This is a genomic window from Agromyces ramosus, from assembly GCF_030817175.1.
Taxonomy (GTDB): Bacteria; Actinomycetota; Actinomycetes; order Actinomycetales; family Microbacteriaceae; genus Agromyces; species Agromyces ramosus_A.
In genome coordinates this window covers 3,973,839-3,999,887 of the sequence record NZ_JAUSYY010000001.1, presented here as the reverse complement: position 1 = coordinate 3,999,887, position 26,049 = coordinate 3,973,839, and the positions used below count along the sequence as shown (strand labels likewise).

Genomic DNA, 26,049 nt, shown 5'->3' with positions numbered 1-26,049 from the left:
GCGTCAGCCGACGGCGTCGAAGAGGGTTGCGATGTTCGACGCGGGGTCGGTGAGCGTGAGCGTGAGTACCGGACGCCCGTGCTCGGCGAGCACCGCCGAGTCACCGGATGCCTGCGCGGCGATCAGTTCACCGAACGTGAACGGCCGGTCGGGGATCGCGAGGTCTTCGGCCGGCGTCTGGAGGACCTGCAGGAACACGCCCACCGCCGGCCCGCCCTTGTGGAACTGGCCGGTCGAGTGCAGGAACCGCGGACCCCAGCCGAACGTCACGGGACGACCTGCGCGGGCCGCGAGCAGGTCGCGGATGCGCTCGAGTTCGGGGTGCGCGACCCGATCGACGTAGGCGTGCACCGAGAGGTAGCCGTCGGCGGGCAGCTCTTCGAGCAGCACCTCGATGGCGGAGGCGAGGTCGCTTGAGGCGCCGATCACCTCGGGCGTGCCGCGCACCTCGATGCCGTCGGACACGAACGCGGCCGGAGCCGGTTCGGGACGAGCATCGAGGAGGCCCCGCGCCGCGATCTTCGCGGACTCGACATCGGGCTGGTCGAAGGGATTGATGCCGAGGATGCGACCGGCGACGACGGTGGCGTACTCCCAGACGAGCAGCTGCGCGCCGAGGGTGCCGGACACCCGGATCTCGCCGGAGTCGTCGTCGCCGAAGATCTCGTCGCCGGCGTCGTCGACGAGCCGCACGACCTGGAGGTCGGGCAGGTTCTCGTCGAGCTCGGGCGAGTCGACGTCGAGCACGACGGGCAGGATGCCGGTGCCCTCCTTGCCGGTGGACTCGGCGATGAGCTGCTCGGCCCAGTCGGCGAAGCCGACGATGTGCGTGCCGTCGGCGATGATGCCGAGCTTGTCGCGGCGAGGTGCCGTGGCGGCGATCGCGGCCCCGAGCACGAGGCCGGGGTTCTCCTCGGTGTCGATCGCGAGGGTGAGCTCGATCGTCTCGGCCTCGTCGAGCATCTCGGAGATGTCGACGCCGGCGAGGCCCGATGGCACCAGCCCGAAGGCCGTGAGCGCCGAGTAGCGGCCGCCGACGTTCGGGTCGGCGTTGAACACCCGGTAGCCGGCGGCGCGCGCCGACTCGTCGAGCGGCGACCCGGGGTCGGTGACGACGATGATGCGCGTCGTGGGGTCGATGCCGGCCTCACGGAACGCCTGCTCGTAGATGCGGCGCTGGCTGTCGGTCTCGACGGTCGAGCCGGACTTCGACGAGACGACGAGGGCGGATGCCTCGAGGCGGTCATCGAGGGCGGCCCGGACCTGCCCGGGCTCGGTGGAGTCGAGCACGGTGAGCCGGACGCCGGTGGTGCGGGTGATGACCTCGGGCGCGAGCGACGAGCCGCCCATGCCCGCGAGCACGATGTGCGAGACTCCGTCGGCCTCGAGCTGCTCGCGGAGCGCCTCGATCTCGGCGACGAGGGGACGGGAGATGGCGACCGCCTCGGTCCAGCCGAGGCGCTTCGCCGACTCGGCCTCGGCCTCGGGGCCCCACAGCGCGGCATCCTGCGCGGTGATGCCGCTCGCGACGAGGTCGGCGACGAGGCCGGGAACGGTGCGGCGCACGGCGTCGGCGGCGTCCCCGCTGACCGAGATGCGGAAGCTCATCGGGCCGCCTCCAGGGCGCCGCGCACGGTCTCGAGCAGTTCGTTCCAGGACACGAGGAACTTCTCGACGCCTTCGCGCTCGAGCACGGCGGTGACGTCGTCGTAGTCGACGCCCACCCGGGCGAGCGAGTCGAGCACCTTGCCGGCGTCGCCGTAGGCGCCCGTCACGGTGTCACCTCCGACCTGGCCGTGGTCGAACGTCGCCTCGAGCGTCTTCTCCGGCATGGTGTTCACCACGCCGGGCGCGACGAGCTCGGTGACGTACAGGGTATCGGGCAGTGACGGGTCCTTCACGCCGGTCGACGCCCACAGGGGGCGCTGGCGGTTGGCTCCGGCCTCGAGCAGCGCGGTGGCGCGCTCACTGCCGAAGACCTGCTCGTAGAGCTCGTAGGCGAGCCGCGCGTTCGCGATGCCCGCCTTGCTCTTCAGCGCGAGGGCCTCATCGGTGCCGATCGCCGTGAGCCGCTTGTCGATCTCGGTGTCGACGCGCGACACGAAGAACGAGGCGACCGAGTGGATCGTGCCGAGGTCGATGCCGGCCGCCTTCGCCTGCTCGAGCCCCGTGAGATAGGCCTCGATCACCTCGCGGTAGCGGTCGAGGCTGAAGATCAGGGTGACGTTGACGCTGATTCCGGCGGCGGTGGCCGCGGTGATGGCGTCGAGGCCCTCGATGGTCGCCGGGATCTTGATCATGGCGTTCGGACGGTCGACCGTCGCCCAGAGGGTCTTCGCCTGCGCGATCGTCCCCTCGGCGTCGTGGGCGAGTCCCGGTTCGACCTCGATCGAGACGCGGCCGTCGTGGCCGGTCGCGTCGTAGGTGGGACGGAGCACGTCGGCGGCGGTGCGCACGTCGTCGGTGATGATCTCGAAGACCGCGGTGTCGATGTCCGCGCCCGATGCCGCGAGCGTGTGGAGGTGCTCGGCGTACTCCTCGGCCCCGTTGGCCAGGGCGTTCGCGAAGATGGTCGGGTTCGTGGTGACGCCGACGACGTTGCGCTCGGTGATGAGCCGCTCGAGGCCGCCCGAGACGAGGCGCTCGCGTGAGAGGTCGTCGAGCCAGATGCTGACGCCGGCCTCGGAGAGGGCGGCGGTGGGGGAGTTGCTGGTCATGAGGTGTGTCTCCTTCGTGCGCGCGTCAAGCCGACGCGAGCGTTTCCTTCGCGGCGGCGACGACGGCTTCCGTCGTGATGCCGAACTCGCGGAACAGGGTCTTGTAGTCGGCGGAGGCGCCGAAGTGCTCGATCGACACGCTTCGGCCGCGGTCGCCGACGTAGGGGCGCCACGAGAGCGAGATGCCCGCCTCGACGGACACGCGTGCCGTGACCGAGGCGGGCAGGACGGACTCGCGGTAGGCGGCATCCTGCTCCTCGAACCATTCGAGGCTCGGAGCCGAGACGACACGAGCCTCGATGCCCTCTGCGGCGAGCACCTTGCGCGCGGCCACGGCGAGCTGCACCTCGGAGCCGGTCGCGATGAGGATGACGTCGGGTGTGCCCGAGGGGGCATCGGCGAGCACGTAGGCGCCCTTCGCGAGGCCGGCCGCCGAGGCGAGCGTGTCACCGGATGCCTCGCCCTCACCGCGCTCGAACACCTGGATGTTCTGGCGGGTCAGGGCGATGCCGACCGGAGCGTCGCGTCGCTTCAGGATCTCGAGCCATGCGACGGCGACCTCGTTCGCGTCGGCCGGCCGCACGATGGTGAAGCCGGGGATGGCGCGGAGCGTCGCGAGCTGCTCGATCGGCTGGTGCGTGGGGCCGTCTTCGCCGAGCGCCACGGAGTCGTGCGTCCAGACGAAGATCGAGGGCACCTTCATGAGCGCGGCGAGCCGCACGGCGGGCCGCATGTAGTCGCTGAAGATGAGGAAGGTGCCGCCGAACGCACGGGTCTTGCCGTGCAGCACGATGCCGTTCACGATCGCGCCCATGGCGTGCTCGCGGATGCCGAAGTGCAGCACCCGGCCGTAGGGGTTTCCGGCGAACTCGTGCGTCGACCACTCGGTCGGGATGAACGAGGACGCTCCGTTGATGGTGGTGAGGTTCGACTCCGCGAGGTCGGCGGAGCCGCCCCAGAATTCGGGCAGCGCGCCGGCGAGGGCGTTGATGACCTTGCCGGATGCCGCTCGGGTCGAGACCTCTGTGCCGCCCTCGAACACTGGGAGCACCTCGCCGATGCCATCGGGCAGCTCGCCCGCCTCGAGGCGGTCGAGCAGCTGCTTGCGCTCCGGATTCGCCTCGGCCCACGCATCGAACGCGAGCTGCCACTCGGCGTGCGCGGCCGCGCCGCGCTCGATGGCCTCTCGGGTGTGCTCGAGGATGTCGTCGGCGACCACGAAGTTCTGCTCGGGGTCGAAGCCGAGCACCTCCTTCGTGGCGGCGAGCTCGGCGGCGCCGAGGGCGGACCCGTGGATCTTGCCCGTGTTCTGCTTGCCGGGGCTCGGCCAGCCGATGATCGTCTTCAGGATGATGATCGACGGCTTCGACGTCTCGCCCTTGGCCGCCTCGAGCGCCCGGTGGAGCTCGGCGACGTCTTCGACGTACTGGCCCGTCTTCTTCCAGTCGACGGTCTGCACGTGCCATCCGTACGCCGCATAGCGCTCGGCGACATTCTCGGTGAAGGCGATGTTGGTGTCGTCTTCGATGGAGATCTGGTTCGAGTCGTAGATCACGACGAGGTTGCCCAGCTGCTGGTGGCCGGCGAGCGAGGATGCCTCGCTCGTGATGCCCTCCTGCAGGTCGCCGTCGCCGGCGATGACGTACACGAAGTGGTCGAACGGGCTCTCGCCCGCTGCGGCGTCGGGATCGAAGAGACCGCGCTCGAAGCGTGAGGCGTAGGCGAAGCCGACGGCCGAGGCGAGGCCCTGCCCGAGCGGGCCGGTGGTGATCTCGACGCCGTCGGTGTGGCCGTACTCGGGGTGGCCGGGGGTCTTGGAGCCCCAGGTGCGCAGCGACTCGAGGTCGTGCAGCTCGAGGCCGTCGCCGGCGAGGTAGAGCTGCACGTACTGCGTGAGCGAGCTGTGACCCGCCGAGAGGACGAACCGGTCACGACCGAGCCACGCGTGGTCGGCGGGGTCGCGCCGCATGACCTTCTGGAAGAGCAGGTAGGCGGCGGGCGCCAGGCTCATCGCCGTGCCGGGATGGCCGTTGCCGACCTTCTCGACGGCGTCGGCGGCGAGGACGCGGGCGGTGTCCACCGCGCGATCGTCGATGGGGTCCCACTGCAGAGTTGCCACGAGGTGCTGTTCCTTCCGATCGTGACGGCGACGGGGAACCGACCGGTCCCCGACCCGCCGAGGACGTTGCGGCGCGGTTCCGCCGGGCGGGCGGACTCATGGGCGTGTCCTGCTGGACCGCACTCGTGAGTCACGCCACCGGGCGCGCTTTCCTCAGTATATGGACTCGGCGAGGCTCTGTGACGGGGGATGACTCACAGGTCGATCCTTGATATGTGAGGTGGAAAGCGCATTCCGCAATGTTGACCGCGAGCATGGCCTAGAATCGTGTGGGGCCGCGCGGGGAGTGCTCGAAACGTGTCCGCGCCCGGAAGAGGAACGATGCAGGCAGCCGTACACACTCGCGAGTCGCGACCGGCGATGACGGCACGGCGAAAGCTCTCCGCGTACCTCGCGCTCACCAAGCCGCGGGTCATCGAGTTGCTGCTGGTCGTCACCGCACCGACGATGATCCTCGCCGAACAGGGCCTGCCGAACCTCTGGCTGCTCGTCGCCACCCTCATCGGCGGGGCGATGAGCGCCGGCTCCGCCGGAGCGTTCAACTGCTACATCGACCGCGACATCGACCGGGTCATGAAGCGCACTCGAGGTCGCCCGCTGGTCACCGGAGAGCTCAGCGACCGAGAGGCGCTCGTCTTCGCCTACGCGCTGGGTGCGGCATCCATCGCCTGGCTCTGGCTCTTCACCAACTGGCTGGCCGCGGCGCTCTCGCTCGCCGCGATCCTGCTCTACGTCGTGTTCTACAGCCTCATCCTGAAGCGCCGCACCTCGCAGAACATCGTGTGGGGCGGCGTGGCGGGCTGCATGCCCGTGCTCATCGGCTGGGCCGCGGTGACCGGCAGCCTCGACTGGGCGCCGTTCATCCTCTTCCTGATCATCTTCCTGTGGACGCCGCCGCACTACTGGCCGCTCTCGATGAAGTACAAAGACGACTACGCCGCCGCGGGCGTTCCCATGCTCGCCGTGGTGCGGGGCCGGGCGCAGGTCGGCCTGCAGGTCATCCTCTATGCCTGGGCGACCGTCGCGTGCTCGCTGCTGCTCATCCCCATCGCGGGCATGGGTCTCGTCTACTCCACGGTCGCGCTCGTCACGGGCATCTGGTTCATCTCCGAGACGCACCGCCTCTACAACCTCGCGATCCGTCATGAGAAGGTCTCGCCGATGCGGGTCTTCCACGGCTCCATCGCGTACCTCTCGCTGCTGTTCCTCGCGATCGGCATCGATCCGCTCCTGCCGTTCTGAGCTCAGGGGCCGGATGACCCGTCGGCACCCTCGGCGACGATCGTGTCGTCGTCGTGCGCGGCGTAGAACGCCGACTGGCGGGCCATGATCTCGCGCATGCCATCGCCCGGCGCCACGCCGTAGACGGTGCCGGTGAAGTCGAGCTCGCGTTGGATCGCCCAGATCTCGTCGTGCCGGTCGTGCGACAGGATGACCGCGGGATCGCCGACGGCGACCCATCCGATGGGCACGACGGCTCCCGGCTCGAGCCGGGTGTTCACCTGCACGACGCCGTTGATCCGCACCTCGGCGCCGATGCCGATGACGGCCCCCGGGAACACCGAGGCGCCAGTGGCGATGAATGCCTCGGCTTCGATGACGGCACCGTTCACGTGCGCGTGCGGACCGACGAGCACGTGGTCGCCGACTCGGGCGGGATGGCCTGCGCGGCCGCGCACGAGTGCGTGCTCCATCACGACGCTCTCCGCGCCGATCGACACCTCGCCGTCTTCAGCCGTGAGCACCGCGCCGAACAGCACGCGCGCTCCGGCGGCGATCGTGACCGCACCGCAGATGACGGCGTTCGGCGCCACCGACGCCGAGGGATGCACGACCGGGCGGCGTCCGCGGTGCTCGATCAGCATGGGGAACTCCTCAGTGAACGGATGCCTCGGTGGGCACATGCGGCCGGAGGCGCAGCGCATCGTCGACCGGCCGCTTCAACCGCAGCACCACGAGTGTCATCGCCGCGGCCGTGAGGGCTGCGAGCACCATGTGGATGCCGACCAGGATCGGCGGGAGGCCGTTGCGGGCCTGGTAGAGGCCGACCGCGACCTGGACGAGCTCGGCGACGAGGAGCGCGACGCTCCAGCCGAGAGTCGGGAGCCGGAGGCGCCACGCCGCGCCGACGAGCACGAGGGTGAGCACGAGGAGCAGGTACCCGGGCCACGCGTGGACGTGCTCGAGCACCTCCGAGTCGAATCCGGTGCGCCCCGCGGCGGCGTCGCCCGAGTGCGGGCCGGAGCCGGTGGTGAGCACGCCGAAGATGATCGTCAGGGCGAGCACGGCGCTCGTGGCGTGGCTGAGCGCCGAGTACCACCCGGGCACGGCGCGCTCGCGCAGGCCGACGGGCTCCCGCATGCGGGCGAGGAAGGCCGCGGACACGCAGACGAGGACGAGCGATGAGACGTAGTGGAACCCGACGATGAACGGGTTCAGGCCCGTCCAGACGGTGACGCCGCCGACGACGGCCTGCGCGACGACGCCCGCACCGACGATGAACGAGAGGGTGAAGAGATCGCGCCGCTCTGCGCGGATGCGCCAGACGAGCACGAAGAGCACGAGCGCGAGGATGCCGACGACCCCGGTCATCATGCGGTTCCCGAACTCGATGAGGCTGTGGTAGCTGAGCTCCTCGGTGGGAATGAGCGAGTCGGCCGTGCACGTCGGCCAGGTGGGGCATCCGAGGCCCGAACCGGTCAGTCGCACGGCGCCGCCGGTCGCGATGATCGTCACCTGCGCCACGAACGACGCCCAGGCGAAGAATCGGATGCGGCCGTCGACGCGTTCGGGCAGCCACTCGGAGACGGGATTCACGGGCGGTATTCCTGCTCCGGATCGCGCTGGGCAGGCGCTGGGAGTCCTGTCCCGGCGCCGCGCGACCCTATAGACTTGATTGGTTGGCGAACCTGCCGAACGCTCGGGAACGCGCGTGACAGGCCAATGCCATCTTAGGTTCGCACTGGAGCCACCCGCACATCATCGCCCACTCAATGAGCGCCTCGACTCGCGAGGGGAATGAGCCGGACTGATATCCGGTTACACGGGAGGAGAAGAGGGAGAGCATGACGGATGTACTGATCGACCGCCCAGAACTCGCCGGACTCGGAGTCTACGAGTTCGGTTGGGCCGATTCCGATGCCGCAGGGGCATCCGCCCGCCGCGGCATCTCGCCTGAGGTGGTCGCCGACATCTCGGCCCTGAAGCAGGAGCCCGAATGGATGCTCCAGCGTCGCCAGCGCGCGCTGCAGCTCTTCGAGCGCAAGCCGATGCCGACGTGGGGCGCCGATCTCTCCGAGATCGACTTCGACAACATCAAGTACTTCGTCCGCTCCACCGAGAAGCAGGCCCAGACCTGGGAAGACCTGCCCGACGACATCAAGAACACCTACGAGAAGCTCGGAATCCCCGAGGCCGAGCGCCAGCGCCTCGTCTCCGGCGTCGCCGCGCAGTACGAGTCCGAAGTGGTCTACCACCAGATCAACGAAGACCTCGAGCGCCAGGGCGTCATCTTCATGGACACCGACACCGCGCTGAAGGAGCACCCCGAGTTCTTCGAGGAGTACTTCGGCACCGTCATCCCCGCCGGCGACAACAAGTTCGCCGCGCTGAACACGGCCGTGTGGTCGGGCGGGTCGTTCGTCTACGTGCCGCCCGGCGTGCACGTCGAGATCCCGCTGCAGGCCTACTTCCGCATCAACACCGAGAACATGGGCCAGTTCGAGCGCACGCTCATCATCGCCGACGAGGGCAGCTACGTGCACTACATCGAGGGCTGCACCGCCCCGATCTACAAGTCCGACTCGCTGCACTCGGCCGTCGTCGAGATCATCGTGAAGAAGAACGCACGCGTTCGGTACACGACGATCCAGAACTGGTCGAACAACGTCTACAACCTCGTCACCAAGCGGGCCACCGCTGCCGAAGGCGCCACCATGGAGTGGATCGACGGCAACATCGGCTCGAAGGTCACCATGAAGTACCCGTCGATCTTCCTCATGGGCGAGCACGCCAAGGGCGAGACGCTCTCGGTCGCGTTCGCCGGCCCCGGCCAGCATCAAGACGCCGGCGCCAAGATGATCCACATGGCGCCGTACACGCAGTCGTCGATCGTCTCGAAGTCGATCGCACGCGGCGGCGGCCGCGCCGGCTACCGCGGCGAGGTGCGCATCGATGCGAACGCGCACCACTCCGCGAACACGGTGCGCTGCGACGCCCTGCTCGTCGACACGATCTCCCGCTCCGACACCTACCCGGCGATCGACATCCGCGTCGACGACGTGAAGCTCGGCCATGAGGCCACGGTCTCGAAGGTGAGCGAAGAGCAGCTCTTCTACCTGATGAGCCGCGGCCTTCCCGAAGACGAGGCCATGGCCATGATCGTGCGCGGCTTCATCGAGCCGATCGCCCGTGAACTGCCCATGGAGTACGCGATGGAACTCAACAAGCTCATCGAAATGGGCATGGAAGGATCGGTGGGCTGAGCGTGACCGCCCAGATGACCAGCACAGCCATGCCCACCGCTGAACAGCACGGCCTCGTCGCGCACTCCGACGGCGCATTCGTGCCCGTGCAGACGCGCTCCGAGCGGTTCCGGTCAGCGAACGTCGAGGACTTCGCCCCGGTGAACGGACGCGAGCTCGAATGGAAGCTCTCTCCGGTCGCGGCCTTCGCCGACCTCACGGGTGGCGAGCTCGACGGCTCGCGACTGCCGATCGAGACGACGGATGCCTCGGGCATCGCGGTCTCGTCGATCGCCCGTGACGACGCCCGCATCGGCACCGCAGGCACGCCCGAGGAGCGAGCGAGCGCGAACGCGTGGTCGTCGTTCGGCGAGGCCCTCCTCATCTCGATCACCGGCGAAGACGAGAAGGTCGCCGCGATCACCCGAACCGGTCTCGGCAACGAGCCTCGCGCGGCGCACACGGTCGTCGAGATCGCGCCGAACAGCCGCGGGCTCGTCGTCCTCCGCGGCACCGGCGATGCACGCCTCAGCGAGAACGTCGAGATCCTCGTCGGCGACGGGGCATCCCTCACGGTCGTCTCGCTCCAGGAATGGAACGACGACGCCGTGCACCTCTCGAGCCACTTCGCCCGGCTCGGCCGCGACTCGTTCCTCAAGCACATCGTCGTCTCGCTCGGCGGCAAGGTCGTGCGGGTCAACCCCTCGACCCACCTCGCCGAGCAGGGCGCCGACATCGAGGCGCTCGGCCTCTACTTCGCCGACGCCGGCCAGCACCTCGAGCAGCACGTGTACGTGCACCACGACGCCCCCCACACCAAGAGCCGCGTGACCTACAAGGGTGCCCTGCAGGGCGCGGGCGCTCGCACCGTCTGGATCGGCGACGTGCTCATCGGCAACGCCGCGACCGGCACCGACAGCTACGAGCAGAACCGCAACCTCGTGCTCACCGACGGCACCCGGGCCGACTCCGTGCCGAACCTCGAGATCGAGACGGGCGACATCGAGGGGGCGGGTCACGCGAGCGCGACCGGCCGCTTCGACGACGAGCAGCTCTTCTACCTGATGTCCCGCGGCATCCGTGAAGACGAGGCCCGACGCCTGGTCGTGCGCGGCTTCCTCACCGAGATCGTGCAGAAGATCGGCTCGCCCGACCTCGAGCAGCGGCTGACCGCCGCCATCGAGGCTGAGCTGCAGGGGAGCTGACGTGGCATCCGTTCGCGTGTGCGAGGTCGACGACCTCGCCCCCAACCAGGCGGCCCGATTCGTCGTCGAGGGCGTGCCCATCGCCGTGGTGAAGGACTCCGCGGGCGAGATCTTCGCGATCGGCGACACCTGCACGCACGGCGACATCTCGCTGGCCGAGGGGTTCGTCGAAGGCGACACGCTCGAGTGCTGGGCGCATGGCTCGCAGTTCTCGCTCCTGACCGGCAAGCCCCTCTCCCTGCCCGCCTACGAGCCCGTCCCGGTCTACCGGGTCGAGCTGCTCGACGGCGGCGTCCACATCGATCCCTCGGTCACGCTGACCGTCTGAACCTCCTCCGGCCGCGCACGGCCGGCTACCGAAAGAGACCACACACGAACATGTCCGTTCTCGAGATCAAGAACCTCCACGTCAACGTCGAGACCGACCAGGGCACGCGCGAGATCCTTCGCGGCGTCGACCTCGTCATCAACGAGGGCGAGATCCACGCCGTCATGGGTCCCAACGGTTCCGGCAAGTCCACCCTGGCCTACACGATCGCGGGCCACCCGAAGTACCAGGTCGTGCAGGGCGAGATCCTCCTCGACGGCGAGAACGTGCTCGAGATGTCGGTCGACGCGCGTGCTCGTGCCGGCCTCTTCCTCGCCATGCAGTACCCGGTCGAGATCCCGGGCGTCACCGTCACGAACTTCCTCCGCACCGCGAAGACCGCGATCGACGGCGAGGCGCCGCCTATCCGCGGCTGGGTGAAGGACGTGCGCGAGTCGATGTCGAACCTCAAGATGGACTCGGCCTTCGCCGAGCGCAACGTCAACGAGGGCTTCTCCGGCGGTGAGAAGAAGCGCAACGAGATCCTCCAGCTCGAGCTCCTCAAGCCGCGCTTCGCCGTGCTCGATGAGACTGACTCCGGCCTCGACGTCGACGCGCTGAAGATCGTCTCCGAGGGCGTGAACCGCGCCGCGGAGAACACCGGCCTCGGCATCCTCCTCATCACGCACTACACGCGCATCCTCCGCTACATCAAGCCCGACTTCGTGCACGTGTTCGTCGCCGGACGCATCGCCGAGCAGGGCGGCCCCGAGCTCGCCGACCGGCTCGAAGACGAGGGCTACGACCGCTACCTCGAGCCCGTGGCGAAGTAGACTGCCAGCATGGTCACCTCACTCGCGCCCGAGCGCTTCGATCAGGTCACCGAGGCGCTCAAAGACGTCATGGACCCCGAGCTCGGCGTGAACATCGTCGACCTGGGGCTCATCTACGACCTCGGATGGGATGAGGAGAACGACGCCCTCGTCATCCACATGACGCTCACGAGCGCCGGATGCCCGCTCACCGACGTCATCGAAGAGCAGACCGCCGAGGCACTCGACGGCACCGTCGACGCGTTCCGCATCAACTGGGTGTGGATGCCGCCGTGGGGCCCCGAGCGCATCACCGACGACGGCCGCGACATGATGCGAGCCCTCGGCTTCGCCATCTGAGCCCACGCTCCGAGCTCACGCCTCCCGAGCTGACTCCCACCGCCCAGGCTCGCCCGACGTCGCTCAGGCGAGCCCACGCCGCCGCAACAGCGGCTCGATCGACGGCTCACGGCCGAGCAGCGCCGTGATCGATGTCCGTGGATCCCGGGAGCCGCCCGGCGCGAGGATCTCGCGGCGGAAGCGGTCGCCGTTCTCGGGGGTCGCACCGCCGTTCGCCTCGAACCACGACATGATGTCGGCTCCGGGGACCTCGCTCCAGATGTACGAGTAGTAGCCGGCGTCGTAACCGCCGGCGAACACGTGCGCGAAGTACGTGCTCGAGTAGCGCGGCGGAACGAGCGGGTCGTCGAGCCCGGCGGCCGCGAGCGCAGCGTGCTCGAAGCCCGAGACATCGGTGACGGCCGCAGCCTGCTCGACGGTGAGCCGGTGCCACGCCTGGTCGAGCACGGCCGCTGCGAGGTACTCGGTCGTGGCGAAGCCCTCGTTGAAGGTGCGCGACGCCAGCAGGCGCTCGATGAGGGCCTGCGGCATCCGCTCACCGGTCTCGTGGTGCACCGCGTACTCGGCGAGCACCTCGGGGCGGAGGATCCACAACTCGTTGACCTGGCTCGGGAGCTCGACGAAGTCGCGGTAGACGTTCGTGCCCGCGAACGACGGGTACGAGACACGCGCGAACAGCCCGTGCAGCGCATGCCCGAACTCGTGGAACAGCGTCTCCGTCTCGTCGAAGGTGAGCAGCGTCGGCTCGCCGGCAGCGGGCTTCGGCACGTTGAGGTTGTTCACGACGACGGGCAGCTGACCGCCGAGCGCCGACTGCTCGACGAGCGAGCTCATCCACGCGCCGCCCCGCTTCGAGTCGCGGGCGTAGAGGTCGAGGAGGTACAGTCCGACCGGCTCGCCGTCGGCCTCGGCGACCTCGAACACCCGGGCGTCGGGATGGTGGGCGACGAGGTCGGTGCGCTCCGTGAAGCGGACGCCGTAGAGCAGCGTCGCCGCCCGGAACACGCCGTCGGCGAGCACGTGTTCGAACTCGAGGTACGGCCGCATGGCCTGCAGGTCGACGTCGTAGCGCTCGGCCCGCACCTGCTCGGTGAGCGAGGCCCAGTCGGATGCCACGGGCGGGCGTTCGCCGAGGCGAGCCGCTCGCTCGGCGAGCGCTTCGGCCTCCCGTCGAGCGTTTCGGGTCGCCGCCGACACCAGCCGGAGCAGGAGTTGGGAGATGGCCTCGGGAGTGCCGGCCGTCTCGTCGATCGCCACCGCAGCCGCGTGGTCGGAGAAGCCCAGGAGGCGTGCCCGCTCGGCGCGCAGCCGAACGAGCTCGAGCAGCGTCTCGCGGGTGTCATGCGCGCCGCCGCGGCATCCGCGGGATCGTGACGCGGCGAGCAGCCGGTCGCGCACCGCCGGGTCTTCGAGCTGGGCGAGCGCGGGCTGTCCGGTGGGAAGCACGAGGGTGATGAGCCAGCCGTCGAGGCCTCTCGCGAGCGCCGACTCGCGGGCGGCCGAGCGGCGGCCCTCGTCGAGCCCGGCGAGCTCGCGCTCATCGACGATGTGCAGCGCGAGGTCGTTGGTGTCGGCCAGCAGGCGGTGCTGGAACTCCGTTGTGAGTTCGGAGATGCGTTCGTTCATGGCGGTCAGCCGCGCGCGCTCGGCAGCGTCGAGCGCGGCTCCCGCGAGTGTCGCCTCACGGTGGTACTGCTCGAGGAGGTAGACGGCCTCCTCGTCGAGGCCGAGTTCGTCGCGGGCAGCGTGCAGCGTGCCGACGCGGGCGTACAGGCGGGGGTCGAGCCGAATCGCGTCCCGGTGCGCAGCGAGGAGCGGCGCGAACTCGGACTCGATCGCGTCGATCGCATCATCGGCATCGGCGGAGCTGGCATTCTGGAAGACCGGCAGCGTACGCCGCAGCGCGGCGCCCGAACGCTCGAGCGCCACGATGGTGTTGGCGAACGTCGGCGCCTCGGCGGAGGCGGCGATTGCCTCGACCTCGGCCCGTTGCTCGCGCATGCCGATCTCGAGCGCCTCACGGTAGTGCTCGGGGCGGATGAGGGCGAACAGGGGGAGCCGGTACGCGAGCGGGCTCGGCTCGAGGAACGGGTTCGACTGGTCGCTCATCCGTCCACCCTATTTCGTGCCGACGGATGCCCCGCGGCATAGGCTCGGAGCATGCACATGGAGCACCCGGCCACGTCCCACCGCGATGAATACACGCACGGTCACCACGCGAGCGTCCTCCGCATCCACGCCTGGCGCACGGTCGAGAATTCCGCGGCGTACCTCATTCCACATCTGCAGGTCGGTGCGGCCGTGCTCGATGTCGGCAGCGGCCCGGGTACCATCACGATCGACCTCGCCAGGCGGGTGCGACCGGGGCGGGTGATCGGCGTCGATGCGTCGGCCGACGTCGTCGCGAGCGCCACCGGTCTCGCGGCGAGCGACGGCATGCAGAACGTCGAGTTCCGAGTCGGCGATGCCTACACGCTCGACTTCGACGACGCGACCTTCGACGTCGTGCACGCGCACCAGGTGCTGCAGCACGTCGGACGCCCGGTCGATGCGCTTCGCGAGTTCCGACGGGTGCTGAAGCCCGGCGGCATCGTCGCCGTTCGTGACGTCGACTATGGCGGCATCATCTGGAGCCCGCCCTCAGCCGGACTCGCCAGGTGGCTCGAGTTGTACCGCGACGTGCACGCTTGGAACGGCGGGGAGGCCGACGCCGGCCGTCACATCAAGAGATGGGCACGGGAGGCCGGATTCACCGACCTGCAGTCGAGCGGATCGACGTGGGTCTTCTCCACCGCGCTCGAACGCGAATGGTGGGGCGGCTCGTGGGCTGAACGGGCGACCGAGTCGCAGTTCGCCGCACACGCCATCGAGTCGGGTCACTCCAGTCCAGAGGAGCTGCGGCGCATCGCGACCGCGTGGCGTGAGTGGGCCGCCGACGACGACGGCTGGTTGCTCATGCCGCATGCCGAGATCATCGGCCGCGCCTGAGCGGCAGGGCGCTACCAGTCCTCGTCAGAGTCGTGCACGTCGATGACCGTGTCGCGCACGACGGTGCCGTCGTCGAGCTCGGCGATGGGCCGCCCCTCGAGCCAGGTGAGCGTCCAATGCCGGCTCGCGGCGGGCCCGGGGTGAGCCGCCTCGGCGGCGGCGATGCGGTCGCGAAGGTCGGCGGGCACGGATGCCGGCGGCTCGGCGCCGAACGGCCAGCGGGTGCCGAGCTGCATCAGGCGTCCATCTCGTAGAGGACCCAGCTCGTGCGGCGGGCCACCTGGTCGTACAGGCGCTGCGCCTCGGCATTGTCGGCGGCAGTGATCCACGTGACGCCGCCGCTTCCGATCTCGGCGGCGCGGGCGTGCACGAAGTCGATGAGTGCACGGCCGACGCCCCCGCCACGGTGCTCATCGTCGACGTAGAGGTCATCGAGGTGCATGCCGCGAGTCGCCGTGAGCGTGTCGGGTACGGCGCGGTACTGCGCGAGTCCGACCGGTCGACCCTCGTCGTCGACGGCGAGCGCCGCCTCGAGCGGGTCGGACTCGTCGCGGATCCAGTTCCAGACGATGAGTGCCTTGGCATCATCGAGCTCGGTGTCGTAGAAGCGGCAGTACGCCTCGAACAGGGGCAGCCAGCCGAAGAAGTCCACATCGCCGGCCATGCGGATCTCGTAGGTCATGCTGTCTCCTCTTTCGGCGTCGCTTCGAAGACGATGTCGCGGACCTCGAACTCCTCGGCTTCGACGAACGCGAGCGTGGCGATGCGCCCCACCGCGCGCAGGTCGGGTGCGACCGATTCGAGCAAGCTGACGGCGGCCGCGGGCGCCGCGACCACGGCACTCGCGACGGGCGTCTTCTGCGAGACCTTCGCGTCGGTCTTCGCGCGACGGATGCCGGTGAGCGCGAAGCCTGCGAGCGTCGAGGAGCTCGACTCCCGCCTCGCCGCGGGCGGCGAGGTCGTCGCGGGTCGGCCAGGCGGCGCGGTGCACCGAGTTGTCGTGCGACCAGCGCCACGCCTCCTCGGTCGCGAACGGGATGACGGGTGCGAAGAGCCGCAGGAGCACGTCGAGCGCGGTCTTCAGCGCCGCGACGGCGGACGCCTGCTCGGGGCTGGGCTCGCCATAGGCGCGCTCCTTGACGAGCTCGAGGTAGTCGTCGCAGAAGGTCCAGAAGAACGTCTCGGATGCCTCGAGCGCGCGCGCATGGTCGTAGCCGTCGAGTGCGCGCGTGGCGCGGTCGACGACGTCGGCGAGCTCGGCGAGCATGCTGCGGTCGACCGGCACGGTGACCGGGGCATCCGCTCGCCCTTCGAAGCCGAGGATGAACTTCGCCGCGTTCAGCACCTTGATGGCCAGGCGGCGGCCGATCTTCACCTGCGTGGGGCTCTGCGGGTCGAACGCGGCGTCGGTGCCGAGGCGTGACGAGGCCGCCCAGTAGCGCACGGCGTCGGAGCCGTGCTGCTCGAGCAGGCCCGACGGCGTGACCACGTTGCCCTTGGACTTCGACATCTTCTTGCGGTCGGGGTCGACGATGAACCCTGAGATGGCGGCGTTCGACCAGGGCGCCACGCCGTGCTCGAGCTCGGCGCGCAGCGTCGTCGAGAAGAGCCACGTGCGGATGATGTCCTGACCCTGCGGGCGGAGCGAGTAGGGGAAGACGAGCTCGAACAACTCGGGGTCGCGCTCCCAGCCGCCCGCGAGCTGCGGGGTGAGGGAAGAGGTCGCCCAGGTGTCCATGACGTCGTGCTCGCCGATGAAGCCGCCGGCGACACCGCGCTGCGTCTCGTCGAAGCCGGGTGCGGCCGCCGACGACGGGTCGACGGGCAGCATCTCGCGGGTGGCGACGATCGGCTCGTCGAACACCGGGTCGCCGGCCGCGTCGAGCGGGTACCAGACCGGGATCGGCACGCCGAAGAAGCGCTGGCGGGAGACCAGCCAGTCGCCCGAGAGGCCACCCACCCAGTTCTCGTATCGCACGCGCATGAAGTCGGGGTGCCAGTCGATCTCACGGCCGTGGCCGAGGAGCCGCTCGCGGAGCGCCTCGTCGCGTGCGCCGTTGCGGATGTACCACTGGCGCGTCGACACGATCTCGAGGGGCTTGTCGCCCTTCTCGAAGAACTTCACGGGGTGCGTGATCGACTTCGGGTCGGCGAGGAGGTCGTCGGAATCGCGCAGCAGCTGCACGACCGCCTGCTTCGCCGAGAACGTCGTCTTGCCAGCCAGTTCCGCGAACGCGGCACGCCCGGCGTCGGACGTGATCGCCTCTGGGGCATCGGCCACGACGCGCCCGTCGAAGCCAATGATCGCGCGGTTCGGCAGGTCGAGCTCGCGCCACCACACGACGTCGGTGATGTCACCGAAGGTGCAGATCATCGCGATGCCGGTGCCCTTGTCCTTCTGGGCGAGGTGGTGCGCGAGCACCGGCACCTCGACGCCGAAGAGCGGAGTCGTGACGGTGGTGCCGAACAGCGGCTGGTAGCGCTCGTCGTCGGGGTGCGCGACGAGCGCAACGCACGCTGGGATCAGCTCGGGACGGCTCGTCTCGATCTCGACCGTGCCGCCATCGGGCCGGTGGAACCCGACCCGGTGGTAGTGGCCGGGCTGCTCACGGTCTTCGAGCTCGGCCTGCGCGACCGCCGTGCGGAACGTGACGTCCCACAGGGTGGGCGCGAGGGCCTGGTAGGCCTCGCCGCGCTCGACGTTGCGCAGGAACGCGAGCTGCGAGGTGAAGATCGACTCGTCGCCGATCGTGCGATAGCTCTGCGTCCAGTCGACGGACAGGCCGAGCATGCGCCAGAGCGCCTCGAACTGCTGCTCGTCTTCGACGGTGAGGCGCTCGCAGAGCTCGATGAAGTTGCGCCGGCTGATCGGCACCTGGTCGGCGGCTTTCGTCGACTTGCCGTCGCCGCCTTCGAAGGGCGGCACGAATGCCTCAACGTAGGGGAGCGTCGGGTCGCAGCGCACCCCGTAGTAGTTCTGCACCCGGCGCTCGGTGGGCAGGCCGTTGTCGTCCCAGCCCATGGGGTAGAACACGCACTTGCCCCGCATGCGCTGGAAGCGCGCGACCACGTCGGTGTGTGTGTACGAGAACACGTGGCCGATGTGCAGCGAACCGGAGGCCGTGGGCGGGGGAGTGTCGATCGAGTAGATGCACTTGCGATCGGCGCCGGCGCGATCGAACCGGTAGGTGCCCTCGCGCTCCCACGCGGCACCCCAGACGGCTTCGAGACCTTCGAGGGCGGGCTTGTCGGGAATGCGCGCGATGTCGGTCATGATGCTCCGGTTCGATATCGACGGCACCGTGTCGGTGGTGAGGTGCCTGAATGTGTGACGTTCCAGCGTACCGGAGGACGCCGCGCGCGCCGAAGCGCCCGGATACGCCGAACCGCCCGGCACGCCGAAGCGGGCCGGGCGGTTCGACGGGGGACGCTAGACCGCGGAGCCTGCCGGGGCGGTCACGACCTGCTCGGGGTCGCCGACCTCCGGCACCGGACGCATGCGCGCGGCGGCGACTGAGGCGACGAGGGTCGCGAGCGACAGGATGGCGAGGACGATGCCCGGGTGCCACCACGCGTAGCCGCTGGCCTCGCCGAGCGCGACCGTCACGAGCGGCACGAAGCCGCCCACGGTTGCGGCGATCGCGTACGACACCGACAGCGCGGAGTAGCGGAAGTGGTCGGGGAAGAGGTCGTTCATGAGACCGCCGAGCGCCGCCCACGACATGGTCGGCAGGATGCCGCCGATGATCATCGTGCCGACGAGGATGGGGAAGGTCGCGAACTGCAGCACGAAGTACATCGGGAACGTGATGAGCAGCGTGCCGAGCGCGCCCCACGCCACGACGCGCGCCGAGCCGACCCGCGCCGCCCATGACCCGAACAGCGGGATGGTGATGAGCTGGAGCAGCCCGCCGATGGTCGTGGCAATGAGCAGGTCCTGGAAGCTGAAGCCGAGCTGCGTCGCGCCGTAGTTGATCGTGTACGTGTTCATGAGCGAGTACGAGCCGATGCCGAGCAGCGCCGCGCCGATGGCGACGAGGACCGCGACCGGTCGCCGCGCGAACATGGTCGCGAAGGGGAGTCGGTCGCGGCGTCCCTCGGCGACGACCTCGCGGAACACGGGCGTCTCGTCGATCGACCAGCGCAGGTAGAGCGAGACGAGCAGCAGGGGCAACGCGAGGAGGAACGGGATGCGCCAGCCCCATGCGGCGAGCTCTTCAGGGGGAAGCGCGATCGTCATGCCGATGAAGAGCGCGGCCGAGAGGATCGACCCGACCGGCGAGCCGAGCTGGGGGATGGCCGCGTAGAACGCCCGCTTCACCGGGCCCGAGTGCTCGGTCGCGAGCAGGATCGAGCCGCCCCACTCGCCGCCGAGCGAGAGCCCCTGCACGACGCGGAGGATGACAAGCAGCAGGGCGCCGAGCCACCCCGCCTGCGCGTAGGTCGGCAACAGGCCGATGAGGCCGGTGGCGACGCCCATGATGCCGACCGTCCACAGCAGGGTCGTGCGACGTCCGAGGCGATCGCCCATGTGGCCGAAGAGCGCCGCGCCGAGGGGCCGCACGATGAACGCGACGGCGACCGTCGAGAACGCGGCGAGCGTGGCCCCGAACTCGCCCAGCGGGTCGAAGAAGAGCGGGCCGATGAAGAACGCGGAGAAGTAGGCGAAGACGTAGAAGTCGAACGACTCCAGCGAGGTGCCGACCATCGAGGCCCAGGCGACTCGGCGAACCGGTGCGGCGTCAGCGGCGGGAAGGGGAATGGAGGCGGTCACAGTCAGATCCTTGAGGGCACGTCGCGCGCAGGCACGAGCAGGGGTGGCAGGTCGCGAGGACCGCATTCATCCTGACAGCGCCCGAACGGCAGGACAAGCAACTTGTGTGAGCTGCACTAGAACTATACGATCATGGCGTGCTCATTCGCGTCGACCCGGCCCTTCCCGAGCCACTCTACGAGCAACTCGCCTCCGGCATCCGCGCCTCGATCGTCGACGGCCGCATCGCCTACGGCGAACGACTGCCGTCCGCACGCGCGCTGGCGGAGTCCCTCGACCTCAACCTGCACACGGTGCTCCGCGCGTACCGGATGCTCCGTGACGAGCGCATGATCGAACTGCACCCCGGCCGGGGCGCCGTCGTCGCAGTGCGGCTCGGCCACCACACGGCGCTCGCCGGCGCCATCCACGACCTCGTCGACGAGGCGCGGCTCAACGGCATCGGCGAATCCGCGCTCCTCGCCCTCGTGAAGGCCGCATATCGCTAGCCGGGCGACGGCGAGCGCGAACCTCGCACGCCCGGTACGCTAGAGGGCAACGACATCGATCCGGCCATCACCGGGGAGTCTTCGGAAGAACGCGAACAGATGCCACCCGGCATCCGCTCGTCACTAGAACCGAACGGGCCGGCCCGTCATCGCCGACAATGAGGGGTCACGGGCCGCAGGGTCCGGGGCAAGCGAGGTGGTACCGCGGCGGAGCTCGATCGAGCGTCCGGCGTCCTCGTGAGAACATCCGTCCCGCAAGGAGCGAGCGTGTACCCCCGTACCCCAGACGACCACGGCGTCGCCCCCTCACCCGACTTCCCCGCCGTCGAACGCGAGGTGCTGGCCTTCTGGAAGGCCGACGGCACCTTCCAGGCGTCGATCGACCAGCGCGAGGGCGCTCCCGAGTGGGTCTTCTACGACGGCCCGCCGTTCGCGAACGGCCTGCCGCACTACGGGCACCTGCTCACCGGGTACGCGAAAGACCTCTTCCCGCGCTTCCAGACGATGCGCGGTCACCAGGTGCATCGCCGCTTCGGCTGGGACACGCACGGCCTGCCCGCCGAGCTCGAAGCCGAACGCCAGCTCGGCATCACCGACAAGAGCGAGATCGAGGAGATGGGCATCGCGGCCTTCAACCAGGCCGCCCGCGACGCCGTGCTCCGCTACACCAAGGAGTGGGAGGAGTACGTCACGCGCCAGGCGCGCTGGGTCGACTTCGAGCACGACTACAAGACCCTCGACGTGAGCTTCATGGAGTCGGTCATCTGGGCGTTCAAGACGCTGCACGAACAGGGCCTCGCCTACGAGGGCTACCGGGTGCTGCCGTACTGCTGGCGCGACCAGACCCCGCTGTCGAACCACGAGCTTCGCATGGACGACGACGTCTACAAGATGCGCCAGGACCAGACGGTCACGGTCACCTTCCCACTCGTCGGGCCGAAGGCCGAGTCGCTCGGCCTCACCGCGGTGCGCGCGCTCGCCTGGACGACCACTCCGTGGACCCTTCCGACGAACTTCGCGCTCGCCGTGGGTCCCGACATCGAGTACGCCGTCGTGCCCGCCGGGCCGAACGGCACGCCCGACGCGACCGTGCTCAGGGAGCGCGCCGGGGCATCCGATACCGAAGTGCTCGGCGGCGAGTACCTGCTCGCGATCGACCTCGTCGGAAGCTACGCGAAAGAGCTCGGCTACGACTCGGCCGACGACGCGCGCGCGGCAGTGTCGCGCACGGTTCGCGGCGCCCAGCTCGACGGCGTCAGCTACGACCGCCTCTTCGACTACTACGCCGACATCGAGCAGTACGGTCTCGAGAACGCGTGGCGGATCCTCGTCGCCGACTACGTCACCACCGAAGACGGCACCGGCATCGTGCACCAGGCGCCCGCCTACGGCGAGGAGGACCAGAGGATCGGCGAAGCCGCAGGCATCCCCGTCGTCATCTCGCTCGATGAGGGCGGCCGGTTCCTCCCTGCGGTGACGGATGTCGCGGGGCTGCTCTGGAGTGACGCGAACAAGCCGCTCACGCAGCTGCTGAAGGCCGAGGGGCGCCTGCTCCGCCAGGCGAGCTACGAGCACTCCTACCCGCACTGCTGGCGCTGCCGCAATCCGCTCATCTACCGGGCGGTCTCGAGCTGGTTCATCCGCGTGCCCGAGTTCCGCGACCGCATGGGCGAGCTCAACCAGGAGATCAATTGGGTTCCCGACAACGTCAAAGACGGGCAGTTCGGCAAGTGGGTCGCCGGCGCGCGCGACTGGTCGATCAGCCGCAACCGCTACTGGGGCTCGCCGATCCCGGTGTGGAAGAGCGATGACCCCGAGTTCCCGCGCATCGACGTCTACGGTTCGCTCGAGGAGCTCGAGCGCGACTTCGGCCGCCTGCCGGTCAACGGCGCGGGCGAACCCGACCTGCACCGCCCGTTCATCGACGATCTCACTCGTCCGAACCCCGACGACCCGAGCGGCCGCGCCACGATGCGCCGCATCCCCGACGTGCTCGACGTGTGGTTCGACTCGGGATCGATGCCGTTCGCCCAGGTGCACTACCCGTTCGAGAATCGCGAGTTCTTCGAGGCGCACAACCCCGCCGACTTCATCGTCGAGTACATCGGCCAGACACGCGGATGGTTCTACACGCTGCACGTGCTGTCGACGGCGCTCTTCGACCGGCCCGCGTTCAAGAACGTCGTGAGCCACGGCATCGTGCTGGGCAGCGACGGCCAGAAGATGTCGAAGTCGCTGCGCAACTACCCCGACGTCAACGAGGTCTTCGACCGCGACGGCTCCGACGCGATGCGATGGTTCCTGATGTCGAGCTCGGTGCTGCGCGGCGGCAACCTCGTCGTCACCGAGGAGGGCATCCGCGAGGGCGTGCGGCAGCTCATGCTGCCGCTCTGGAGCACCTGGTACTTCTTCTCGCTCTACGCCAACACGGCGCGCGAGGGCGGCTACGAGGCATCCCGACGCACCGACTCCGCCGACGTGCTCGATCGGTACCTGCTCGCGAAGCTCGGGGAGCTCGTGACGGCGGTCACCGCCGACCTCGACGACTTCGACTCGCCGCTCGCCGCGGCGAAGCTCCGCGACTTCGGCGACGTGCTGACGAACTGGTACGTGCGTCGCTCGCGCGACCGGTTCTGGGCCGGCGTCGCCGACGACGGCACGGGCCGTGAGGCGTTCGACACGCTCTTCACCGTCCTCGAGACGCTCACGCGGCTCGCCGCGCCCCTGCTGCCGCTCGTCAGCGAGAAGATCTGGCGCGGCCTCACCGGCGGCCGCAGCGTGCACCTCGCCGACTGGCCCACCGCATCCGAGTTCCCGGTCGACCACGAGCTCGTCGCCGCCATGGACGCCGTGCGCGAGATCAGCTCGGCGGCGCTGTCGCTGCGCAAGCAATCGGGCCGGCGGGTGCGGCTTCCGCTCGCGCGCCTCACGGTCGTGGCGACGGATGCCGCGGCGCTCGCGCCGTTCGAGTCGATCCTGCGCGACGAGCTGAACGTGAAGGCCGTCGACCTCGTCACCCTCGACGGGTCGAGCGCTGAGGCCTACGGCGTGACGAAGCGACTCACCGTCAACGCACGTGCCGCTGGTCCGCGACTCGGCAAGACCGTGCAGCACGCCATCCAGGGTGCTCGCAGCGGCGAGTGGACGCTCGACGGCGACACGGTCGTCGCGGGCGGCATCGCCCTCGAGCCCGGAGAGTACGAGCTCGTCCTCGAGGCGAGCGGTTCGGGTGACGGCTCGAGCGCCCTCGCACTGCTCGGCGACGGCGGATTCGTGATCCTCGACACCGCGACGACGCCCGAGCTCGAGGCTGAAGGACTCGCACGCGACCTCGTGCGCGCCGTGCAGGAGGCGCGCAAGGCGGCCGGGCTCGAGGTCGGCGACCGCATCCGCCTCGCGCTCACGCTCGACACCGCCTCCGCCGAGGCGGCGGAGTTCCATCGCGACCTCATCATGGGCGAGACCCTCGCCGTCGACCTGGTACTCGCGAACCTCGACGAGAACGCCATCGAGGCGACGCAGGCGCTCGCGGGGGGCACTCGGGTGCACGTGGGATTGGAGAAGGCATGACCGACAGAACCGACGGCTTCGACGACATGGAGCTGCGCGAGGCGGCCGACGCCGTCTACGCGTCGCTCATCGGCCGGGTGGGCGAGGGCTCGCCGCGACCCCGCCTCGAACCCACGCGACGTGCCGTCGAGCTCCTCGGCGACCCGCATCGCGCGGCGCCCGTCATCCACATCACCGGCACCAACGGCAAGACCTCCACGAGCCGCATGATCGAGAGTCTGCTCCGCGCCTCCGGCCTGCGCACCGGGCTGCTCACGAGCCCGCACCTCGAGCGGTTCACCGAGCGCATCCGCGTCGACGGCGAGCCCGTCTCCGACGAGGCCATCGTGCGCAACTGGGAGGACATCCTCCCGTTCATCGCGATGGTCGACGCCGAGCTCGAGGCCGCCGGGGAATCGACGCTCACGTTCTTCGAGGTGCTCACGGTGCTCGCCTTCGCATGCTTCGCAGACGCGCCCGTCGACGTCGTCGTGCTCGAGGTGGGCATGGGCGGCGAGTGGGACTCCACGAACGTCGCCGACGGGCAGGTGGCCGTGTTCACGCCGATCGCCCTCGATCACCAGAACCGCCTCGGCTCGACCATCGAGGCGATCGCACGCACGAAGTCGGGCATCATCAAGCCCGCGGCATCCGTCGTCTCGGCCGCACAGGACGACGTCGCGCTCGGGGTGCTGCGCGAGGCCGCCGAGCTGACCGAATCGTCCTTCGCCCTCGAGGGTGAGGCCTTCGAAGTGCTCGAGTCCCGCGTGGCCGTCGGCGGACAGCTGGTCTCCGTCCGCGGCCTCGCGGGCGAGTATCGCGATCTCGTGCTGCCGCTGTTCGGGCGCCACCAGGCCCAGAACGCGGCCGTCGCCGTCGCCGCGGTCGAGGCATTCATCGGCGGAGGAACCGTGCGGCTCGCCGACGCGGTGGTCCAGGAGGGGCTCGCGACCGCCATGTCACCCGGCCGCTTGCAGCGGGTCGGCGCCGAACCCGCCGTGATCGTCGACGCGGCGCACAACCCGCACAGCGCCGGGGCGCTCGTCGCGGCGCTCGATGAGTACTTCGACTTCGACGAGATCGGGTTCGTGTTCGGCGTGCTCGGCGACAAGGACGCCGCCGCCATCGTCGACGTGCTGGCGCGCCGGCCCGGCCAGTTCTTCGTGACCGCGCCCGACTCCGACCGTGCCGTGCCGCCCGGCGAGCTCGCCGCGGTCGTGGCATCCGGTGCCGGCGCCGACCGTGTCGTCGTCGCCGAGCGGCTCGACGACGCCCTCGACGACGCCCGCGCATGGGCCGAAGAGGGAGCCAAGCGTGCCGTCGTCGTCACCGGCTCGATCGCCCTCGTCGGCGAGGCCATGGCGATCGCCGACGACCGGGGCTGGAGCCGCGCATGAGCGACCTCGATCCCGAGGGGACCCCGGCTCCGCCCCGGGCCTCGCCCGGCAGGCCACCGCGCTCGGCGCGCCAGACCCTCGCGACGATGGTGCTCGCGTTGGAAGTCATCGTCGTGTTCCTCGCCGCCCTCGTCATCTGGGGGCTCTCGCGGGGTGTCGAGCCCGAGCCCGACGGCGGACTGCCCTCGTGGTTCGCCTTTGTCGTCGGCGGCGTCATCATCCTCGGCCTGATCGTCACGATCGGGCTCCTGCGGTACCGCTGGGCCTACGTGCTCGGCTGGGTGCTGCAGGTGCTCATCGTGGCATCGGGCTTCCTGAACCCGGCGATGTTCGTCGTCGGGGCGCTCTTCGGCGGCATGTGGTGGTACTGCATGGTCGCGGGGAGTCGAATCGACCGAGAACGCGCGGCAGCGACCGCGCCAGGGAAGGAACAGCAATGACCACTGCGATCGAAGAGACCCTCGTGCTCGTGAAGCCCGACGGCGTCGCCCGCAACCTCACCGGCGAGATCCTGCGCCGCATCGAGGCGAAGGGGTACTCGCTCGTCGACATCCGGCTCGTGCAGCCTGACCGTACGATCCTCGCCAAGCACTACGCCGAGCACGAGGGCAAGCCGTTCTACGAGCCGCTCGTAGAGTTCATGCAGTCGGGCCCGGTCGTCGCGATGCGCGTCGCCGGCAACCGCGTGATCGAGGGATTCCGCGTGCTCGCCGGCACGACCGACCCCACGACCGCCGCGCCCGGTACGATCCGCGGTGACTTCGGTCGCGACTGGGGCCTCAAGGTCCAGCAGAACCTCGTGCACGGTTCCGATTCCGTCGAATCGGCCGAGCGCGAGCTCGACCTCTGGTTCGACTGAGCGGATGTCGC

General features: G+C 69.5%; 21 protein-coding genes and 1 pseudogene. 12 read left to right on the top strand and 10 right to left on the bottom strand.

Features of this window, described 5'->3' with window-relative positions; genetic code table 11:
* Positions 1-3: 3 nt before the first annotated feature.
* From QFZ26_RS18730 to tkt, 3 genes are read right to left on the bottom strand one after another with little or no spacing between them, the layout of a single operon-like run.
* Complete coding sequence (locus QFZ26_RS18730; protein ID WP_307044835.1) at positions 4-1,608, bottom strand: glucose-6-phosphate isomerase; 1,605 nt, start codon at positions 1,606-1,608, stop codon at positions 4-6.
* Positions 1,605-2,717, bottom strand: a complete 1,113-nt coding sequence (gene tal / locus QFZ26_RS18725; protein WP_307044833.1) for a transaldolase — start codon at positions 2,715-2,717, stop codon at positions 1,605-1,607. The genes QFZ26_RS18730 and tal overlap by 4 nt, the downstream gene beginning before the upstream one ends.
* Before the next feature lie 25 nt (positions 2,718-2,742).
* Positions 2,743-4,836 carry a transketolase gene (tkt, locus tag QFZ26_RS18720; RefSeq protein ID WP_307044831.1) on the bottom strand — a complete coding sequence of 698 codons (2,094 nt, stop codon included), beginning with the start codon at positions 4,834-4,836 and terminating at the stop codon, positions 2,743-2,745.
* A gap of 321 nt (positions 4,837-5,157) precedes the next feature.
* Here tkt and QFZ26_RS18715 point away from each other — a divergent pair, with 321 nt between their 5' ends.
* Positions 5,158-6,078: a heme o synthase gene (locus QFZ26_RS18715; protein WP_307044829.1), complete on the top strand. Its 921-nt coding sequence runs from the start codon at positions 5,158-5,160 to the stop codon at positions 6,076-6,078.
* Between the two features lie 2 nt (positions 6,079-6,080).
* On the opposite strand, the gene QFZ26_RS18710 is transcribed toward QFZ26_RS18715, so the two are convergent.
* On the bottom strand, positions 6,081-6,701 hold the full coding sequence (locus QFZ26_RS18710) for a gamma carbonic anhydrase family protein (protein ID WP_307044828.1): 621 nt from the start codon (positions 6,699-6,701) through the stop codon (positions 6,081-6,083).
* Positions 6,702-6,711: 10 nt separating this feature from the next.
* Complete coding sequence (locus QFZ26_RS18705; protein ID WP_307044826.1) at positions 6,712-7,653, bottom strand: COX15/CtaA family protein; 942 nt, start codon at positions 7,651-7,653, stop codon at positions 6,712-6,714.
* A 248-nt stretch (positions 7,654-7,901) separates the two neighbouring features.
* Here QFZ26_RS18705 and sufB point away from each other — a divergent pair, with 248 nt between their 5' ends.
* The 5 genes from sufB to QFZ26_RS18680 are packed head-to-tail and all read left to right on the top strand — an operon-like array spanning position 7,902 to position 11,983.
* Complete coding sequence (gene sufB / locus QFZ26_RS18700) at positions 7,902-9,320, top strand: Fe-S cluster assembly protein SufB (RefSeq protein WP_307044823.1); 1,419 nt, start codon at positions 7,902-7,904, stop codon at positions 9,318-9,320.
* A 14-nt stretch (positions 9,321-9,334) separates the two neighbouring features.
* On the top strand, positions 9,335-10,504 hold the full coding sequence (gene sufD / locus QFZ26_RS18695; RefSeq protein ID WP_307044821.1) for a Fe-S cluster assembly protein SufD: 1,170 nt from the start codon (positions 9,335-9,337) through the stop codon (positions 10,502-10,504).
* A gap of 1 nt (position 10,505) precedes the next feature.
* A complete protein-coding gene (locus QFZ26_RS18690) occupies positions 10,506-10,832 on the top strand; it encodes a non-heme iron oxygenase ferredoxin subunit (protein ID WP_307044819.1) in 327 nt (108 codons plus the stop codon).
* Between the two features lie 50 nt (positions 10,833-10,882).
* Entirely contained in the window at positions 10,883-11,644 is a 762-nt protein-coding gene (sufC, locus tag QFZ26_RS18685) for a Fe-S cluster assembly ATPase SufC (RefSeq protein ID WP_307044817.1), read from the top strand.
* 9 nt (positions 11,645-11,653) lie between these two features.
* A complete protein-coding gene (locus tag QFZ26_RS18680) occupies positions 11,654-11,983 on the top strand; it encodes a metal-sulfur cluster assembly factor (protein ID WP_307044814.1) in 330 nt (109 codons plus the stop codon).
* A gap of 63 nt (positions 11,984-12,046) precedes the next feature.
* Here QFZ26_RS18680 and QFZ26_RS18675 read toward each other — a convergent pair whose 3' ends face one another.
* A complete protein-coding gene (locus QFZ26_RS18675; RefSeq protein ID WP_307044812.1) occupies positions 12,047-14,092 on the bottom strand; it encodes a M3 family metallopeptidase in 2,046 nt (681 codons plus the stop codon).
* Positions 14,093-14,143: 51 nt separating this feature from the next.
* Between QFZ26_RS18675 and QFZ26_RS18670 the strand changes: the two genes are divergently transcribed.
* Positions 14,144-14,971, top strand: coding sequence for a methyltransferase domain-containing protein (locus tag QFZ26_RS18670; protein ID WP_307044810.1), 828 nt, complete (start codon positions 14,144-14,146; stop codon positions 14,969-14,971).
* Positions 14,972-14,982: 11 nt separating this feature from the next.
* Here QFZ26_RS18670 and QFZ26_RS18665 read toward each other — a convergent pair whose 3' ends face one another.
* The 4 genes and pseudogenes from QFZ26_RS18665 to QFZ26_RS18650 all read right to left on the bottom strand — a co-directional run bounded on the left by QFZ26_RS18665 (position 14,983) and on the right by QFZ26_RS18650 (position 19,745).
* Positions 14,983-15,207 carry a hypothetical protein gene (locus QFZ26_RS18665; RefSeq protein ID WP_307044808.1) on the bottom strand — a complete coding sequence of 75 codons (225 nt, stop codon included), beginning with the start codon at positions 15,205-15,207 and terminating at the stop codon, positions 14,983-14,985.
* Positions 15,207-15,635: a GNAT family N-acetyltransferase gene (locus QFZ26_RS18660; RefSeq protein ID WP_307045157.1), complete on the bottom strand. Its 429-nt coding sequence runs from the start codon at positions 15,633-15,635 to the stop codon at positions 15,207-15,209. Before QFZ26_RS18660 ends, QFZ26_RS18665 begins: the two co-directional genes overlap by 1 nt.
* Before the next feature lie 14 nt (positions 15,636-15,649).
* Positions 15,650-18,245 (bottom strand): annotated as a pseudogene (valS, locus tag QFZ26_RS18655) (valine--tRNA ligase).
* A gap of 156 nt (positions 18,246-18,401) precedes the next feature.
* Complete coding sequence (locus QFZ26_RS18650) at positions 18,402-19,745, bottom strand: MFS transporter (RefSeq protein WP_307044806.1); 1,344 nt, start codon at positions 19,743-19,745, stop codon at positions 18,402-18,404.
* Positions 19,746-19,882: 137 nt separating this feature from the next.
* Here QFZ26_RS18650 and QFZ26_RS18645 point away from each other — a divergent pair, with 137 nt between their 5' ends.
* The 5 genes from QFZ26_RS18645 (at position 19,883) to ndk (ending at position 26,038) form a co-directional block, all read left to right on the top strand.
* Positions 19,883-20,233 carry a GntR family transcriptional regulator gene (locus QFZ26_RS18645; protein ID WP_307044804.1) on the top strand — a complete coding sequence of 117 codons (351 nt, stop codon included), beginning with the start codon at positions 19,883-19,885 and terminating at the stop codon, positions 20,231-20,233.
* Between the two features lie 267 nt (positions 20,234-20,500).
* Positions 20,501-23,803, top strand: a complete 3,303-nt coding sequence (gene ileS, locus QFZ26_RS18640; RefSeq protein WP_307044802.1) for an isoleucine--tRNA ligase — start codon at positions 20,501-20,503, stop codon at positions 23,801-23,803.
* A gap of 26 nt (positions 23,804-23,829) precedes the next feature.
* A complete protein-coding gene (locus tag QFZ26_RS18635) occupies positions 23,830-25,179 on the top strand; it encodes a bifunctional folylpolyglutamate synthase/dihydrofolate synthase (RefSeq protein ID WP_373460771.1) in 1,350 nt (449 codons plus the stop codon).
* A complete protein-coding gene (locus QFZ26_RS18630) occupies positions 25,176-25,619 on the top strand; it encodes a DUF4233 domain-containing protein (protein WP_307044798.1) in 444 nt (147 codons plus the stop codon). The genes QFZ26_RS18635 and QFZ26_RS18630 overlap by 4 nt, the downstream gene beginning before the upstream one ends.
* Entirely contained in the window at positions 25,616-26,038 is a 423-nt protein-coding gene (ndk, locus tag QFZ26_RS18625) for a nucleoside-diphosphate kinase (protein ID WP_307044796.1), read from the top strand. Before QFZ26_RS18630 ends, ndk begins: the two co-directional genes overlap by 4 nt.
* Positions 26,039-26,049: the final 11 nt, after the last annotated feature.